Source organism: Citrobacter sp. RHBSTW-00986, from assembly GCF_013783065.1.
Lineage (GTDB): Bacteria > Pseudomonadota > Gammaproteobacteria > Enterobacterales > Enterobacteriaceae > Citrobacter > Citrobacter braakii.
Genome location: NZ_CP056200.1, coordinates 2091507 through 2107070, shown reverse-complemented (window position 1 = coordinate 2107070; position 15564 = coordinate 2091507). Strand labels below are relative to the sequence as shown.

The window sequence follows — 15564 nt, the reverse complement described above, 5'->3', positions numbered from 1 at the left end:
CCTTAATTCAGATAATAAAAAACCCGCCGGAGCGGGTTATTTTTTGTAGGTTTAATTCGAACAGTTCGAACTGGTGAAATTATTCTTATTCACCCATCGCCAGTTAAATGGATAACCGGCTCTGTATTCAGTCTGATTTGAGACTTTACGTACACCATAAATATCCACCGTTTGTGACTGCCCACCCAGCAAGGCCTGAGCCTGACAAACAGGAATCTGCTTTTCCAGCAATGGTCCGGAACACGCTGAAAGCACAAAACTGATAATAAACATAATAATTATATTTCTCATTTACGCCACCAGTGTAAGTTATTTACATTAAAATAACCGAGGTGGATAAATATTATAAATAGATTAAACAGATCGATACTTATAAATTGATCGTTTTAAACGATCAATTTAATCATATGCCGCTGTATTTATCGCCGTTATCACAATTCCGCTATTCGTTGATCCGATCGAGGCCCCACTTGCTGTGGTTGAACTTTGCCCCCTAATTCTTGTACCACCAGTGTCGTCATGGCAACCCGTCCCCACATCAACAGACTGAAATATTGGCTGCCCACCTGGTGCAGAACCCGCCTGGAGGATGACAGATCCCAGCCCCATCGGATTTACGGCCCATTTTCCTGCCATGTATGTATCAATGTTAAGCCCACCACTTACAGCACCTGGTGAACCAATAGTTGTAAGGTCGCTTAATACCCTGGACTCATTCGTAAGTACCAGTGTCCCTTCGGCATCCCATATAGCCACACCCCAGGCCGGAAGGGTAAGCGGATATATGGCAAAAAAATAGGCCTCAAGGACAAAAGCCGATCCCCTGTAATTAGACGCATCAACACTGAACGTATTGCCACTTTTTGAAGCTGATATCTTCGCCGGGGCGCTGGTTCTTGCAAAGGCAATCCCTCCCTTCTGACCGTCGATAGTAACAGACGCCGAAGCGCTGTTAAAATTCCCCCCAAAAGTTGAGTTTACAGTGACTTTTCGGTAAAGCGTCATTGGTGTGGAATCAGGTGTGATAAAAGGGTTCCCGTTAGGTAATGAAATCAATGCGCCATATTTAGCCATCTACGCAGTCTCCGCAAAAACGATTAACTGCACTTTGACTGCCGGGTAATCATTAATCCCATCACTACCTGAAGGCTGTATTGTTATGGTGTTTCCAGATGCAATAATATTTCTTTTATCTGTGTAACTTATTGTCCCTTTATCCTCCAGAGTACCAACCGCAAAACCGACCTTTAAACCGGGCTCGAGGTTGAACTGGTAGCTTCCCGTTTTCTGACCTAAAGCAAGATCGATGATTCCCACCACGGTTACAGGTTTAATGCCATAGTTATTCGGGACACCGTTAGCGTCCCATGTCTGAATTCCCCATGTCATCAGAATACCCCAGTTAATTTGCCAATCTGCACGCGGAGAACGCCATTGCCATCTTTAACGCTGTAATTCAGATTGGTCATTTTCGTTGCCCCCTCCCCGGCAACAGCCCCATTCATTTCAAACGTTCCGTCTGATTTCATAATGGTGCCTGTTTGTCCCTGAACATAATTAGCGGAGCGCAGTTCGCCAATTTTTGCCAGAGTGATTTGACTATACTGAATAAACGCATCGCTGATAAACACCTGACCATTAACAACAGCAAAGGGTGAATACTGCGTATCACCGCTGCCACTCATCAGGACGAACTGGTTGGCGTTAAATCCGACGCGAGTGACCACCGGCTTACCCGCTTCGGCCAGTACCGCAATTGATATCCCGGCACTGTAAAAAATACCGTTGATGCGCACTCCGGCTTTCAGGGTATGAATAGCCGTCGCACCCGAAGCATCGACAGTAGCAGTCAGTTTGTCCTCGAGAGAGGCTGTCACATCTTTAATCTGCGCCTGTACCTGGGTGGTCATTTCAGCCATCGCCTTATCCACACTGGCGACCGTCGTTTTAATTACCAGAATATCCGCGCGCACCTCGCCGTACTGCGCCCACTGGTGTTCCACCGTTCCATGGTTGGCCAGTGCATTCTGCAACGCTGCTTCCAGATTGGTATCAATGTCGCTTGTCAGGCGGTCACCATCGGCAGACGTCAGAAAATCATCGGCAATATCGCCCAGGTAGTCGTCAGCATTCGCATTAGATTCACCACGAACCCAGTCGGTCCAGCCTGATTCATTACCCGTTCTGTCAACCAGCTGCGCGCGGTACCAGAATTCCTGCCCCGCCTTCAGCCCCAGTTGGGTGTATTCGGTAGACGGATAAGGCACATCCGACAACAAAAGAGGATTAGAGAAATCACTGTTCGCGGTGTACTGAATTTCCGTTTTCAGTGTGTCCCCGGTGTTAGCCGGAAATCCCCAGTTCAGACGAATCCCCCAGTTGATCGGCGTTGTCGCAAAGCCGACAGGTTTCGGCGGATTTCCCACCTTACCCGTCAGCGTTTTCTCTTCGGAGTAGCCCCAGCCAGAGGAAATTTCAGCGGCGTTAATGGCGCGCACACGCACGAGATAGCGCCCGGCATAAATACCCGGAACGTCGAATGACGTAGTGGAGCTGCGCGAAACGTTCACCCAGTTCCCGTCGTTGCGGCGCCACTGAGCTTCATAGGCGATAGCATTCTGCGCCTGGTCCCAGCTCACCCGCATGGTTTCGACGCTGATATTTTGCTGAACCATTGAAAACGAACTGATCACGATGTTAGCTGGCAGCGACTGGTTACCCGGCGGGATAACACTAACCGGCCGCTGGTCAATGATGGCTCCGGTATCGATACGGGCATATTTATCCGGATCGTGCCATGCCCCGGTAATCGAGAAAGTGCCATCATCATTATCGGAAACGCTGACAACACGATACTGCTGCGCGTAAAGTTCGTCTGATTCTACCACCCATACAGCTTCGGTCTGTGGCGTCTCACTGTATGCCGTGGTGACTGTGACTGATTCCCCGTTCACAGCCTGAATGGTCCTGCTCTGTGATGCTCCGGAGGGAAGGTTGAGAATCAGACGATCGCCTGCAACTGCATCAGCAACGCGGTCAAGTTTGATAACGCGACCGTTAACAGCGCTGATGCGGCCACCCATAACCTTTCCGGACAGCATTTCATCAGCGACAGCGATGATATAGCCCGGCTGCGGAATGTTTCCGTCCAGCCCGACATCAAACGAAACAACGCGATCCTTATTGTTGGTGAGAATACCCCACCGCCCCTTTCGGTTCGCTTCTGATTGCCGGGTACAGCCGATGGCTGTCATTTCCAGCTGATTGAAGCCGTACCGCGCCACCAGCGCCTGCTCAAATACCGGCTCCATCGCGTCTGCGTAGGCGTTACCGGGATCTGACCATGAAACCAGCGCTGTGGTGTAGCGGCTTTTCGTGGTGCTGCTCGAATAGGTGAAGCGCCCGCCAACAACGTTAGCGCGCGTGTAGCTGTAATCAACATCGCGCGGCATGTCAGCCAGGGCCACAATCTGATCCCCGCCCCAGTAGGTCATGCCACGGAAGATAGCAGCAAAATCACGCAGGACAGTGTAAGCATCGTTCCGGTCCTGAATGTACACGTTGCATGTATAACGCGGTTCTGTTCCATTGCCCCCTTTGCCGTCTGGTACCATCTGATCGCAATACTGGGCGACCTGATAAAGCGTCCATTTATCAATATTCGCAGTGGTCAAACGGTGCCCAAGGCCAAACCGGTCAGAAACAACCAGATCGTAAAATATCCACGCAGGGTTATCGGTCCATGCCCACTTAAACGCACCGGTCCATGTACCGCTATAAGTGCGGGTTTCAGGGTCGTAGGTATCTGGAACGCGGATCACGCGCATTTTTGGCTCGCATGATATCTGTGGGATGGAACCGTTAAACTGGCTGGAATCGAATTCGATGTAGAGTAGCGCTGTATTTGGATATCGTAACTTGGCGTCAATCACCTCAGTGAAGCTCTGCAACGTCATCGTGTCGCCGATCTTCGCGCTGTTGGCGTCAGAGGTAATCTTACGCAGGCGGATTGTCCAGGTGCTGCCAGCCTGCGGTAAATCAATACGATGGCTGCGCTCATAACCAGACGTCGTTTTGCCGGTCACGCTGGTATTGAGTACCGTCTGCCATGCGCCGCCGTCCGTCTGCAGGTCAATTGCATAATTGACCGAGTAACCCACCAGATCGCCGTCGTCCTCCTGTTTGAAAAGCGAGGGCCATTTCAGACGCAGACGAACTGCTGAAAGCTGCGTATTGGTAAACGTGCGCGTCCAGGCTGTAGCGCTTGATACCTCAGTTCCTACGCTGATTTCGTTTTCGGTACCGGGAATACCCTGAATATATTTTTGCGCCTGCGTTCCCGCGCGAAACTCCCACGTTACGCCGCTGAAGTTTTGGGAGCCGTCAGCATTCTCCAGTGCCGTTCCGTCCAGGTAGATATCTTTGCCGGTTAGCTGCCCTGCAAACTCCCCTTCGCCAAGCGCAACGAGGATTTTTGCCTTCGCTACAGATTGCAGATCATCAGGCTGTTCGGTAGGGGTTCGGGAACTTGAGCTGCCGCCCTTGCGGCCCTTTAACACTTTTTCTGTAGCCATATTGCGCCCATAAAAAAAGCCACCCGAAGGTGGCCAGAAAAAAAGGTTAGTTATCTACTGCTGATCTTCGACATAAATTCCGGCAGAAATAATTGCCCCGCCGATTCGACGCTTACCATATCCCAGAGGGACAGGATATCCCTGCGCTGCGGTGTTTGTAACTCCACCGAATGCGTAGGATGCACGGTTATCTGCGCTTTGCTTGCTGGCTAAACCTGCTGGTTGAGGCGACAACATTTGGACAACACCACCGAGCATCATGGCGGCACCGAATTTATATAAAAACGGTGAGGCTGCAGCCCATGGAGTGAAGCTAAGCACAGCACCAGCGGCCACCAACACAGCACCTAAAATTGTTTGCAGCACACCAGCTTTTTTCCCCCCAATGATTACAGGTACAATTCTGATCACTTCACCTGTAACGGGAAAGCCTAAATCATCCAGACCTATATTTTTCTTACCCTTAAAAACAGCATATGTTAATCCCCTCCGCTGACTGGAGATCATGAACTTCTCAAAACCGTCCAGTGTTGCTGCTAAACTGCGAGTAGCCTCACTGGTCTTACTAATAAGCCGGTGGTGCATTTTCCCAAATGTTTTACCCAGAATGCCTCCGAGTTCAATTTGAGTAATATTTTCTGTCATATGAGCCTCGAAAATTTACTAATTAAAGCAACATAAATTAGTCACAGACTGTTTCCCCTCCATATATACCAACAGTGCTATGACAAGCATTACCGCTGGAATCTATCGTGTGAGCCTCTATGCTGCCATCAGGGTTAACTATGCTATATGAATCAATCCCATGCTTTTTGGCATAAGCTTTATGCGCTTCGTATTGAATTCTTTTAGACTCTTCAAGCTTACGATATGCATCAGTAAGATTTTTGTCATAGAGCGCTTTAGCTTCAGAGTTTCCCCAGTTAGCGGCGGCTTTCAGATCACACTGAAAAGGTATGTAATCAAAAAAATATACGTAGGAAGGGTTGTTTCTTAAAAGCATCAAATTACTTTCATGAAGTGCTTTCACATAATATGATTTTTTACTGCAAAGAATATCAGCCCTATCTTGCGCAGCATTTAAATTATTAGTGCTGAATATTTTAACTAGTCCACTTTCATGATCGATTTCATCTGCTGGTCGCGCTCTTTCAGTGCAGCCAAACAAAAATGTGACAAACGCTAAAATTAAAATATTCCTCATTACATCATCCCCTTGTTTAAATTGACAAGAGGTTAGCACAGGTCCTTATATCGTAGAACCTTCATCGTCCTCTCTTGCCAGTATCCACCATACGGCACGCGCTGGCTCAGATGTCCGTATAGGTGGTGCAACAGCATATTACCCTCAAGCAGAATTCCCGCGTGATTCCACTTATCGGCCTGCACCTGCATAATCACCATGTCGCCAGGTTTCGGTGGCCCGTCGAATTCACGGAATCCGCATTCATACCAGCAATCCTGATAGAAGTTATCCGGATAGTCGTTTTCCCACCAGGGATAATCCACCCGGTAATCGTGGAGCTCGATACCATGCGTTTGCCGGAAATAGCTCATTACCAGACCCCAGCAGTCGAAGTGGCCAAGCACAAACGGACGCTCCAGCAGCGGCAGTTCCCCACGCGGCTGGATGGTGCGCAAATCCCCCTCAGGCCAGCTCACGATGTGCCAGGGTAAAAGCGTTGCGTCGCATTGCGCTTTATCCAGTTCGCTCGGTTGCGTTGTGGCGTCAGGGTGACTGTGAACGATGGCGATCACCGTACCCCAGTCCTCAGCAGCTGCGTAATCTTCCGGGCAAAGGACAAAATTGTCCTCCGGCGCCGCGGCAAGATTCCGGCACGGGAAATAACGTTCAACACGGCTTTTCTGCGCCACCACGCCGCAACACTCGCGAGGATATTCAGCTGCAGCATGCGCCATAATCGCATCGACGGTTTTCTGACGCATATCAACTCCTGATCAAAGACGTGCCCGGGAAGCCACCAAACGAGAGTTCGTTATTTTCGCCGAATCGGAGTTTGCAGGCCGTCAGCGTGCCGTTGCATTCATCCAGCGACGGATCGCTTACCGGGTTGTTGTTTTTGTCGAAATAGCGGGTGCCGGCATAGTCGCAGCCGTCGCCGGTACGATATTTATTCCGGATGCACCAGGTACACAGGGAATGAAGCTGTCGCGTCGGGATCATTTGCCCCTGCAGGTCCATCGGGCTGGACAGAACAAATTCAACGGTTTCACCGGCAATCTCGCCCGTTTTCCCGTCGATATACCAGACCTGCAGCTTTTCCTGAGTCGGGTCTGCTGTGGGGTTGCCGTCTGCGAAATTTCTGGCATCGAGATATTTCTCTTTTGTGTCGTGAATAGTGACTTTCGCCTGCAGCAGATCGTCATACGCAAGACACAGGGCTGAAATGGAGCTTTCGATGTTCGCAACCGTCAGGGATGGCGTTGCATTGCTCCCACTGGTTGATTTCTCCAGACCTTCCAGTTGATATGGCCAGGCGGCATATTCATTTCCCTGCCACCAGATTGGTTTCGCCGGAAGCTTGGACTCATCCCCACCAGCGGCGATGATTTCCGCTTCTGTGTGGGGAATGCTGTAATTGTGAAAGCGGAGAACGTCCGTTAGCCCAAAGGAAGAACCGTCCACCTCAATCAGACGAACATCGTTTCCGGATTCCAGCTTCTGATAATCTGCGTTTAAGCTCATGGTTTAAATGCCTGGATGAATGTTGCTTCAAGGTTGAATTTCCCCGCGCCAAGCCCGGTTGGTTTATACGTTTCGCAACGATACAAACCCAAAGGTTCGAGCGGTGGCTTCCATTGAAAGGCTTTCGTTCCTTCATGCCTGTCGAGAAAAGATTTAATGGCAGAAATGTAGGTTTCGTTGCCAGTGAAGTTGAGCGTCCATTGCTGGGTTCTGGTGTTCAATCCATCCCCTGAAACCTGCTCATATCCATCGCCAAACTGGGCTTTTCTGACGCGGAAATTTGTATCAGCCTCCGCGTTAATCCGTGGGCACCAGGTGAAAGTTTCAATGGCCATAGTTATCGGGTTCCTTTCATTGCGTTCCAGATGTCACCGCCCGGGCGGATATCACGCATTACATTCTGCTTATATCGCTGATCGACAAATTTCCCGACTTCAGCACCAAATTGCTCAAGGCCTGGTGAGGTTTGCGTTGAGGTGTTGCCGTTGCCATCGATAGTTATATAAACCTGTGGCGCCGACGATACGGACTGACCCCCGCCACCTCCGACCGCACGAACACCGAGAGAACCATCCGGCGCGCGGGTCAGCGGCATGATTGCCTCCGGGCCAGCCTCGCCGAAAACGCCCGCCCCTTTGGCAAAAGCAAACAGCTGAGGCGTCTGAAAAACGCCATTGCTGTAAGCGCTAAGGGACGGAGAGTCGTAAACATTGCCCTTCGCATTAAAGGTAAAGTTCGCGCCAGCATTCTGAATAGCGGTACCGCTGCTGGCGGTAGCGGCTGACGAGGCACCAAAACTGAACAGTGAACCAATTGAGCTAACGCCATTAGCAACAGCCATATTCACCAGGACGTTCTGGATAATCTTCAGTACGCTGACGCCCCAGTCATTCCAGCTATCAACGTTGCCATTGAGCATGTCGGTGATCGTGGTGACCGCGCCACCCATAGCCTGCTTCATGCCGTCAGCGGCCATGGAAGAATAATCAGTAGCTTCATCCACCCAGTTCACATAACCCTCAGACAGTCCCGTCATCCAGTCGTTACGCTGCGCATCAGAAGCTGCGTAATATCCCTCCTGGTCGCGCAGGCGCTCTTCGAGATAGCGCTTATTAAGTGCAAGCCCCTGCTGATAGAACGTCTCGTCGATTTCACCAGCCTGACGCTGGCGGAGAAGATCGGTATTCTTCTGCTCGAACTCCTTACGCAGATTGAACTGCTCCTGAAGTCTTTCACGGAACCTGGTTCCCTGCCCGTAACCCAGCAGTTGCCCTTCATTAGCTGCTCGGGCGCTGGCGTTACTGTCGGCGAGGTTGGCTTCGTAATTTCGCAGTTGCTCACGTAATTTAACCTGGTCAATCAGCGCAGCATTCTGCAATAACGTCTTTTTCTGGGCTTCTGTCAGAGAAGCAAGCTCGCCCTGGCTGACCTGGTATTTAACCTTCGCCAGTTCAGTATTCTGGCCTTGCAGGGCAATCTGCTCTTTTTGCTGTTTGATCAGCTTGTCATAGGCATCAGCTGTTTTTTCCGCCTCGGATTTCCCGCCCTTATGGCGGCTTGAGTCACGAATAGCTTGCAACTGCCTGGCTGACTCAACTTCCATGCTGACATACTTCTCACGCCAACCAGCAGGGAGATTAAGGTCAGATGCATCGAATTCCGCCTGCTTGCGGGTTTTGTCCAATCCCTTAAGACCGGACAACTCAAGCTGTCGCTGCGCCTTGTCTATAGCTTGCTGCTGCTTATTATCAAGTGCAGGAAGTACAGGCCCTGCATATTTTGGTGGGGACACTGCTGTAGACTGTCTGGAAACCTTGTTCAGACGGTCATACATCTCTGTAAGAGAACTTACGGCGCCAGCCATTTCTACTGTTTTATTTATAGCCTGATCAGTTATGTCGTTTATTAACTGTTGTGTTTGCTTTCTTTTATTGAGCATTTGCTCAAGTCGGCCTTCTTCAACCGCAAGTTCTGAAGCAAACTCTGCTGATTTCTCAACCGCATCGTTATACAGCCATGTTCCATCTGAAGCAGAATTGGCTGCTAATTTTGCGTTATAAAGTTGATTGGATAATTCAGCAACTTTCTGCTTCTGCTGTTCAATCGCACTATTTTGAGCATCCAGTGAAATATTCGCCTGTCCAAGGTTGGCGGATATCTGCGTCTGAGACATTGATTTCAGATTATCTCGTACCTGCTCGATTGTGTCCGCATATTGGATTGCAGATTCCCTGGCTTGTTCTTGGCGTTGATACATCGTGTACCACGCCCCAGCACCCAACATTAAAATTCCTGGCAAACCACCAACTAACGACAAAAGCCCCGTAGCGCCAGACTTGAATAAATTCATTACCGATGTTGATCGGTTGAGTGCTTCTTGCGACGCTGATACTGCTTTATTTGACTGAACGAGAGTGGCATTGGCGGCTATCATTTCACGCCGTTTGGCAATAGAATTTTGTGTAGCTGTCGCTTCTGCATTTGTGTTTTTTGCAAGTTCCAACTCGGATAGCGAGAGCTGATAAGCACGCTCGGCAGCAATCGCATCTGCTGCCGCCTTTCGTTGTGATTGGGTAGCAGATTCAGCCCTTGCAGATGCGAGCGCAATTTCGTTCTTTCTGGCATCTATTAATTGCGCCGTTTGGTTCCCAAGATCGCCAAACATCCCTCCAAGATAGCGAGCTCCACCTATTGCAGCCAAAGCTCCGGCAGCCGTAGCCACAGTGTCGATATTGTCAGAAACTGTATTCAATACAGCAACAAGAGCACTTGTCGCACCAGTAGCTTCATTAGCTCCACCTACCCATGCCATGAAAGCATTTTCGACTTTCGTCGTGGCAGCAGAAACGGTCTGCGGCATTGCCTCAAATTCACCACGCATAGTGCCAAGTTGACTTATCAGGGCCGGGACAAATTTATCTGCGGTTAGCATCCCCTGATCGGCCATTGCCTTCAGATCTTTACGAGCTACACCCATCCCAGCGGCCAGCGCACGGATAACTCGATCACCGTTTTCGTTAACAGAGTTGAATTCCTCGCCCCGCAGAACGCCCTGAGCTAATGCCTGACTAAACTGGGTGATAACAGAACTTGCATCTGCCGTGCTGGCGCCGGATAGCTTTAGTCCAGTAGAAATGGCCTCGGTTACATCCAGAACTTGCTGCGAACTGTATCCGTATTCACGCATTGATGCGGCGGAACGCGCAAAAAGACTCGCATTATCAGAGAAGGCGGTTCCGGTTCGTTGGCTAATATCCATCAGCGCCCGCTGAGACTCCGTGAAATCATCAGACGATTGGGAAGCCTGCTTTAGCCTGGCATTAACAGAGCTCCATTCATCGGCCAGCGATATAAGATGACCAGTCGCAAATGCTCCAACAAATGCACCTGCCATTCCCAGCGCTGAGGCCTTCGCGGTGTTTATTTGACTAGTTACCTCAGCTAAGGCACGCTGAGTTTCACGCGAAGCTGCGGCCGCTTGGCGTCCTCCAGTCTGCATTACCCGGTAATAGTCATTCCCCATTCTTGAAGCACGAGAAATTTCAGACTGAAATGACTGAGAGTTTGCAGATATTTTGATGATCAGTTCGCGCAACGTAGCCATATTTTCACCCATAAAAAAAACCCGCTTGATAGCGGGTCGTGAGTTATAAACTGTCTTTTCTTTTGTGAGCGACTTGTATTAATAAATCTATTTGCGCATCTTGTTTTTTATTTATCTCTTTAAGGGCTTCAACTTGTTCATTTGCCCTTGTGCTAAACCGTATTAAATAAAAAATCACAATTAGATTTATCAACCAGCCGAATATTCCAAACACTACTACCAGTGGTTCCATAACGCCTCCTTTTCTTAAGGAAAGAGCGTATCGCCACATTGATGACATGTGAAGCAATTATTGTGTCGCAGCTGTAAGAGCAGCCTCAAGCCCTGCAAACGGGTCCTTCGGTGCTGATTGCTCATCACCACCCCAGCGCAGGATCGCATCGTCCAGCGGTACTTTTGCCCCCTGCGAGCCGTAGATGGCAGAGACGAGCTGGGCTGCCTGAATGTCACCACGGATATCGCCAACCGGACTTTGCCTGTCGTACTCAATCCACATCAGAAGCTCGCTTGCCGTCATATTCTGCCGAAGCTCTGAGAGCGTGCGCCCCATCCGGAGCGCAAGCGACATCAGAAACTTTACGCCGGGGGTTGAGACTTTTCCCGCGCTTCGTCCGCATTGTTGATCAGGTCAAGCGCCTGTTTGAGCAGGCGTGAATGGACGGGGCCGTAAATTTCACGAACCTGGTCTTCTTCATCGATGCTGAATACCGGTTGCTTGTTGGTATCGCAAAGGACATCAATGAACAGCACCACGTCAGCACAAAGATTACGGTGTGCTTTTTCTGATACAGACACCTCGCCTTCTTCATCAGCGCCAGATTTTGCAATTTCCTGCCAGCGTAGCCAACCTTCGCCAGAAGGTTCCCGTAGAACAACCTTCACACCACCCCATTCAGGGACCGTAATGATTTTATGACGAAAGCCTGACATTTTAGCCAGCGCCAGTTCTTTAAGACTCTTAGCCATTTTTTATCCCTGATTAAAGAAGATGAATTACGCTACCGTTACGACGCAGGTTGCTGAGGTGACTTTCCCAGCAGGTGTGGAGGCGTCGGTAACTTCACAAACGTAATCGCCGGCATCACCTGCAGCAGCGTTTGCCTTGTTGAACGTTGCTGTCGTCTGTCCACTCACCGCGCTGCCGCCTTTCTTCCAGACATAGGAATAAGGTGCTGTTCCCCCGGCAGCTACCACCGTCAGTGATAAAGCCGCACCAGAGGTAACAGATTTGGTGTCAGGCAGGTCGGTGGTCAGGCGCAGCGCGTTATCAATTTTCGTCGGCTTACCTTTCAGGCGTAACGAGAACGTTGCAGCCACCACGCTGTTTGTCCCTGAAGACCAGGTGTGCTGACGAACTTCAGACAGGAACTGGAAGCCAATACCAGACGGGAAGACAATCCGAAAACCATACGTGGTGTCGTTATCGTAAGCTTCACGCAGCGCATCCTGTGCCGGGTTAACATAGAAGTTACCGGACATAGAGATTTCTGACTGAGCACCCAGGCCGTTGATGTTTTCCTGCTCGGTGGAACACAGCGTGGTGACATCAATGTCCTGCTTCTGACCGCCAGTAAACTGGACTTCTTTGATAGTACAGTGCAAATCCAGCCAGGTTGCGGCGCCAATAGTATCCAGTGTCGCTGGCGCAGAGGTGATCTGAATTTTCGTACCCTGCGATTTTTCATACAGTGAGGACATATTTGTCTCCTGAAAATAGAAAACCCGCCGTAGCGGGTCTGTGAGTTAATGGATGTGTCAGACAGTAACCTGAAATTCCAGCGTCGCCCGGTAATATCGGTTTTCTGGTTCATAACCAGGGGTTTTGCTTATATTGGTTGGATTGAGTGGCTTAACCACCTGAAGCGCCATATCACGAAGATTCCGCGCCTCTTTGAGAGTCAGTGAGTAAACATCCACCTGGACCGATATCCCTGATTCGGCCTGTCCGCAAAGAACATCGGCGGTCACATCAGAAATAAGTGAAAAAATTACCCATGGCGGCGATATCGAGGGCTGACCATCACTACCCAACGGCGCAACGTAAGGATAAACCTGTCCACCGGCCAGAGGCTTCAGCAAAAGATAAAGGTCATCTTCCGTCATTTACTCAGCACCTCATCAATCGCCTGGTTCATACGTTTCATAGCGACTCGCGTTGCCAGTTCTTCACGGGTATCAAACGCAGGACGGACAAAAGGATGTGGGGGCATATTCACTGTGCCCATTTCGACAAATCGCCAGTAAAACGCGTTACGTCGATCGGAGGCTTTCATTGAATTATCGCTGTTACCCGTTCGCATGTTTCGACCACGAATATGAACACCGGATGAAATATCACCGCGTTTACGTGATCGCTGCGTCAGCACCACAACGTTTTTCTTCAGCTTGCCGGTTCGTTCAGGCGCTCTTACTATCACCTCATCTTTCAGAACCTCAGCACCAGCTCGAGTGGCATCACGCAGAACTTTGTTGTTTTCGGCGCGGCTCAGTAATTCCAGATCGCGGGATATCTCTTCAAGGCCAGAAAAATCAAGACTGATATCAATCATTTTTCTGCTCCATTTTTACAGAGTATTTCCAGCCTGGTGGTTTTACTGTCGGGTATTGGGGGGCTGATGATATTCAGTACCGCGCCTTTAAATGGCCCTGTGAGCACCTTTAATCTTGACGCAGCAGTCACATCACGCCGGAAACGGACCCACACACGGATCGTTGCCTGCGCCGTTTCCGCACCCGATTGCAACTGCTCCCTGCCACTGATACCCAATACTTCAGCCCATATGGTCTTTCCCTCCTGCCACTCTTCAATCAGTTGCCCCGTTGTATCGCGCGCAGCTACATAGTTCAGGATAGTAACGCGATGGCGTAATCGACCTGCCTGCATAATCCCTCCTACATTCCCGGTCTTTTGCGGTGCTGTTTGAGAATCGCCTCAACACCGAATGGAATAGTATTGACGCTGTCGTGACTTACTGGCTCTCTGTTCTCATACCAGTGCGATACAAGCAACATCAGGGCCAGCTTGACATCGTCATCAATTACCAGTCCATCCGGGTCATCTTCCGGAACAGCGTCATCATAAAGATGGCGATTAACAATTTTTTCGGCATGTTTCAGAGAGGCATTAAGGTACAGTTCCAGCATTACATCTTCGGCATCGTCATCACTGTCGATGTGGCATTGGTAGCGAAGCTCTTGTATGGATGGCTTCATTTGGTTTTCCCGCGTTTTGTTACCGCTGGCTCTGGATCTGACTCTGCAGCGACATGAACACCGCCACCACCAAATTTGATAATACCGAGTTCGGTAGCAATTTCCTCAGCGCGGGCAGGTAGCTCACCGTCCGAATACACCCCAGCGGGAATGGATTCAACAATACAACCATCTGGGGACCACTTAAGTTCACGCAATAATTCAGGCATAAATCACCTCGAAAAATCGGGGCCGAAGCCCCAGAGAATTAAGCGCCAGTGCCGATCTGCAGCAGTTTAATGGCCTGAGAATCCACCAGCATCCCCCCGGTTCGTTTGGTGGTGTAGAAACCAACGAATGGTTTTTTGGTGTAGGGGTCACGAAGAATGCGGGTGCCGATGCGGTCAACAATGGTGTAACCACGTTTGAAATTGCCAAATGCAATTGCTTTAGCATCAGCCGCGATATCCGGCATCTGTTCGTTCTCTGCCACACCGTACCCGGCCAGAGAGGAAGGCTGACCAAGTTCCAGACCAGGACGCCACAGGTAGTTGCCTTCTGAATCTTTCAGGATTCGGATAGCAAACAGGCTGTTGTTGTTCATCATGAACTTAGCGCCATTACGATGCACTTTACGCAACGTGTAGACCAGTTTGATGATCGCATCAGCCGTTACGCCTGCCGCAGCGCCAGAGAGAATGTGCTGGAGAGTACCAAATGCACGAGTCTTGTCCGGATCAAGCGTGGAAGCATATGCCAGAAAACCTTTCGGCTTCTTCGTCCCGTTACCGCTGGTAAAGGCGATTTCTTCCTGCTCTGCAAACTCAATTGCCAGTTCGCTGTTGATCCAGTCTTCGACGTTGAAGAAGGCATCGTCCAGCATGGTTTGAGTGGCCTGCGGGTTACCGTAAATTTCCCCCATGAACGGCTCAATCTGACCGAGTTTAGACGCATCGGTTTCCGGGCGGGCATCCGTTTCACCAACCCAACCCGAAGCCGTACCGCCGAGATTAACCAGTTTTTTATAGTTAGCGCCGCCGACTGTAATGGTTGTCGCCTCCTGGCGCATCACCACTTCATCTTTCAGAAGATTAAGGATCGTGCGATCCAGCTCTTCCGGCACAGCATAGCCGCCATCTTCATCCACACCAACCTGCAAAGCTTTGCGTTCAAGTTCGCGCAACCCGTCATCTTTGCCTTTGCGCATAAAACCAATGAAGGCAGTTTTATGTTCGCTTGCGGCTTTGCTCTGAGTGCCACCGGCTGGACGTTTAACCTGCTTAAGTTCCTCTTCCAGCGCAGATTTAAGCTCATCCAGTTCAGACAGCTTGCCGTTTAAGGTTTCAACCTCCCCCGCCAGCTTGCCCTTTTCCTGTTCAACTGCTTCCAGGCGCTTATCGTTCTTTTCTTTGAACGCATCAAACTTCGCCTGCAGTTCCTGCGCGACCTGCTCTACGTCTTTAACGTCAACTGACATAATTAACTCC

At 50.1% G+C, this 15564-nt stretch carries 20 protein-coding genes; all 20 read right to left on the bottom strand.

Annotated elements, in window-relative coordinates; translation table 11 throughout:
* Window positions 1-51: 51 nt before the first annotated feature.
* The 20 genes from HV345_RS10375 to HV345_RS10280 all read right to left on the bottom strand — a co-directional run bounded on the left by HV345_RS10375 (window position 52) and on the right by HV345_RS10280 (window position 15554).
* Window positions 52-291, bottom strand: a complete 240-nt coding sequence (locus tag HV345_RS10375; RefSeq protein ID WP_101700817.1) for a cor protein — start codon at window positions 289-291, stop codon at window positions 52-54.
* A gap of 108 nt (window positions 292-399) precedes the next feature.
* Window positions 400-1074 (bottom strand): hypothetical protein, encoded by a 675-nt coding sequence (locus HV345_RS10370; protein ID WP_101700816.1) that lies wholly within the window; start codon window positions 1072-1074, stop codon window positions 400-402.
* Window positions 1075-1389: a hypothetical protein gene (locus HV345_RS10365; RefSeq protein ID WP_044700331.1), complete on the bottom strand. Its 315-nt coding sequence runs from the start codon at window positions 1387-1389 to the stop codon at window positions 1075-1077.
* Window positions 1389-4574: a host specificity protein J gene (locus HV345_RS10360; RefSeq protein ID WP_181636595.1), complete on the bottom strand. Its 3186-nt coding sequence runs from the start codon at window positions 4572-4574 to the stop codon at window positions 1389-1391. Before HV345_RS10360 ends, HV345_RS10365 begins: the two co-directional genes overlap by 1 nt.
* 54 nt (window positions 4575-4628) lie before the next feature.
* On the bottom strand, window positions 4629-5219 hold the full coding sequence (locus HV345_RS10355) for a tail assembly protein (protein ID WP_181636594.1): 591 nt from the start codon (window positions 5217-5219) through the stop codon (window positions 4629-4631).
* A gap of 37 nt (window positions 5220-5256) precedes the next feature.
* A complete protein-coding gene (locus HV345_RS10350) occupies window positions 5257-5778 on the bottom strand; it encodes a hypothetical protein (RefSeq protein WP_181636593.1) in 522 nt (173 codons plus the stop codon).
* A gap of 32 nt (window positions 5779-5810) precedes the next feature.
* Window positions 5811-6521 carry a C40 family peptidase gene (locus tag HV345_RS10345; protein ID WP_181636592.1) on the bottom strand — a complete coding sequence of 237 codons (711 nt, stop codon included), beginning with the start codon at window positions 6519-6521 and terminating at the stop codon, window positions 5811-5813.
* A 1-nt stretch (window position 6522) separates the two neighbouring features.
* Window positions 6523-7281, bottom strand: coding sequence for a phage minor tail protein L (locus tag HV345_RS10340; protein ID WP_180263075.1), 759 nt, complete (start codon window positions 7279-7281; stop codon window positions 6523-6525).
* Window positions 7278-7616, bottom strand: coding sequence for a phage tail protein (locus HV345_RS10335; protein ID WP_023332594.1), 339 nt, complete (start codon window positions 7614-7616; stop codon window positions 7278-7280). The genes HV345_RS10340 and HV345_RS10335 overlap by 4 nt, the downstream gene beginning before the upstream one ends.
* 2 nt (window positions 7617-7618) lie before the next feature.
* The gene (locus HV345_RS10330; protein WP_181636695.1) at window positions 7619-10885 is read right to left on the bottom strand and encodes a phage tail tape measure protein; all 3267 of its coding nucleotides are present in this window, start codon (window positions 10883-10885) and stop codon (window positions 7619-7621) included.
* 43 nt (window positions 10886-10928) lie between these two features.
* Complete coding sequence (locus tag HV345_RS10325; protein WP_059291502.1) at window positions 10929-11117, bottom strand: YebO family protein; 189 nt, start codon at window positions 11115-11117, stop codon at window positions 10929-10931.
* A 57-nt stretch (window positions 11118-11174) separates the two neighbouring features.
* Window positions 11175-11453: a DUF4035 domain-containing protein gene (locus HV345_RS10320; protein WP_023305929.1), complete on the bottom strand. Its 279-nt coding sequence runs from the start codon at window positions 11451-11453 to the stop codon at window positions 11175-11177.
* Between the two features lie 8 nt (window positions 11454-11461).
* The gene (locus HV345_RS10315) at window positions 11462-11851 is read right to left on the bottom strand and encodes a phage tail assembly chaperone (RefSeq protein WP_181636591.1); all 390 of its coding nucleotides are present in this window, start codon (window positions 11849-11851) and stop codon (window positions 11462-11464) included.
* 27 nt (window positions 11852-11878) lie between these two features.
* Window positions 11879-12583 carry an immunoglobulin domain-containing protein gene (locus tag HV345_RS10310; protein ID WP_103284059.1) on the bottom strand — a complete coding sequence of 235 codons (705 nt, stop codon included), beginning with the start codon at window positions 12581-12583 and terminating at the stop codon, window positions 11879-11881.
* A gap of 57 nt (window positions 12584-12640) precedes the next feature.
* Window positions 12641-12988, bottom strand: coding sequence for a DUF3168 domain-containing protein (locus HV345_RS10305; RefSeq protein WP_065944737.1), 348 nt, complete (start codon window positions 12986-12988; stop codon window positions 12641-12643).
* On the bottom strand, window positions 12985-13434 hold the full coding sequence (locus tag HV345_RS10300; RefSeq protein WP_123977303.1) for an HK97-gp10 family putative phage morphogenesis protein: 450 nt from the start codon (window positions 13432-13434) through the stop codon (window positions 12985-12987). Before HV345_RS10300 ends, HV345_RS10305 begins: the two co-directional genes overlap by 4 nt.
* Window positions 13431-13769 (bottom strand): phage head closure protein, encoded by a 339-nt coding sequence (locus HV345_RS10295; protein WP_181636590.1) that lies wholly within the window; start codon window positions 13767-13769, stop codon window positions 13431-13433. Before HV345_RS10295 ends, HV345_RS10300 begins: the two co-directional genes overlap by 4 nt.
* A gap of 8 nt (window positions 13770-13777) precedes the next feature.
* Window positions 13778-14098, bottom strand: a complete 321-nt coding sequence (locus HV345_RS10290; protein WP_181636589.1) for a head-tail connector protein — start codon at window positions 14096-14098, stop codon at window positions 13778-13780.
* Window positions 14095-14307 (bottom strand): hypothetical protein, encoded by a 213-nt coding sequence (locus tag HV345_RS10285; protein ID WP_104651370.1) that lies wholly within the window; start codon window positions 14305-14307, stop codon window positions 14095-14097. Before HV345_RS10285 ends, HV345_RS10290 begins: the two co-directional genes overlap by 4 nt.
* Window positions 14308-14345: 38 nt before the next feature.
* On the bottom strand, window positions 14346-15554 hold the full coding sequence (locus HV345_RS10280) for a phage major capsid protein (RefSeq protein ID WP_181636588.1): 1209 nt from the start codon (window positions 15552-15554) through the stop codon (window positions 14346-14348).
* Between the last annotated feature and the right edge of the window lie 10 nt (window positions 15555-15564).

What these genes read in the sequence shown, in the direction of transcription:
- HV345_RS10295 (WP_181636590.1), bottom strand. Translation starts at nt 13,769, where the DNA reads ATGCAGGCAGGTCGATTACGCCATCGCGTTACTATCCTGAACTATGTA.
- HV345_RS10325 (WP_059291502.1), bottom strand. Translation starts at nt 11,117, where the DNA reads ATGGAACCACTGGTAGTAGTGTTTGGAATATTCGGCTGGTTGATAAAT.
- HV345_RS10315 (WP_181636591.1), bottom strand. Translation starts at nt 11,851, where the DNA reads ATGGCTAAGAGTCTTAAAGAACTGGCGCTGGCTAAAATGTCAGGCTTT.
- HV345_RS10370 (WP_101700816.1), bottom strand. Translation starts at nt 1,074, where the DNA reads ATGGCTAAATATGGCGCATTGATTTCATTACCTAACGGGAACCCTTTT.
- HV345_RS10285 (WP_104651370.1), bottom strand. Translation starts at nt 14,307, where the DNA reads ATGCCTGAATTATTGCGTGAACTTAAGTGGTCCCCAGATGGTTGTATT.
- HV345_RS10290 (WP_181636589.1), bottom strand. Translation starts at nt 14,098, where the DNA reads ATGAAGCCATCCATACAAGAGCTTCGCTACCAATGCCACATCGACAGT.
- HV345_RS10345 (WP_181636592.1), bottom strand. Translation starts at nt 6,521, where the DNA reads ATGCGTCAGAAAACCGTCGATGCGATTATGGCGCATGCTGCAGCTGAA.
- HV345_RS10330 (WP_181636695.1), bottom strand. Translation starts at nt 10,885, where the DNA reads ATGGCTACGTTGCGCGAACTGATCATCAAAATATCTGCAAACTCTCAG.
- HV345_RS10350 (WP_181636593.1), bottom strand. Translation starts at nt 5,778, where the DNA reads ATGAGGAATATTTTAATTTTAGCGTTTGTCACATTTTTGTTTGGCTGC.
- HV345_RS10320 (WP_023305929.1), bottom strand. Translation starts at nt 11,453, where the DNA reads ATGTCGCTTGCGCTCCGGATGGGGCGCACGCTCTCAGAGCTTCGGCAG.
- HV345_RS10335 (WP_023332594.1), bottom strand. Translation starts at nt 7,616, where the DNA reads ATGGCCATTGAAACTTTCACCTGGTGCCCACGGATTAACGCGGAGGCT.
- HV345_RS10310 (WP_103284059.1), bottom strand. Translation starts at nt 12,583, where the DNA reads ATGTCCTCACTGTATGAAAAATCGCAGGGTACGAAAATTCAGATCACC.
- HV345_RS10340 (WP_180263075.1), bottom strand. Translation starts at nt 7,281, where the DNA reads ATGAGCTTAAACGCAGATTATCAGAAGCTGGAATCCGGAAACGATGTT.
- HV345_RS10280 (WP_181636588.1), bottom strand. Translation starts at nt 15,554, where the DNA reads ATGTCAGTTGACGTTAAAGACGTAGAGCAGGTCGCGCAGGAACTGCAG.
- HV345_RS10355 (WP_181636594.1), bottom strand. Translation starts at nt 5,219, where the DNA reads ATGACAGAAAATATTACTCAAATTGAACTCGGAGGCATTCTGGGTAAA.
- HV345_RS10360 (WP_181636595.1), bottom strand. Translation starts at nt 4,574, where the DNA reads ATGGCTACAGAAAAAGTGTTAAAGGGCCGCAAGGGCGGCAGCTCAAGT.
- HV345_RS10305 (WP_065944737.1), bottom strand. Translation starts at nt 12,988, where the DNA reads ATGACGGAAGATGACCTTTATCTTTTGCTGAAGCCTCTGGCCGGTGGA.
- HV345_RS10375 (WP_101700817.1), bottom strand. Translation starts at nt 291, where the DNA reads ATGAGAAATATAATTATTATGTTTATTATCAGTTTTGTGCTTTCAGCG.
- HV345_RS10300 (WP_123977303.1), bottom strand. Translation starts at nt 13,434, where the DNA reads ATGATTGATATCAGTCTTGATTTTTCTGGCCTTGAAGAGATATCCCGC.
- HV345_RS10365 (WP_044700331.1), bottom strand. Translation starts at nt 1,389, where the DNA reads ATGACATGGGGAATTCAGACATGGGACGCTAACGGTGTCCCGAATAAC.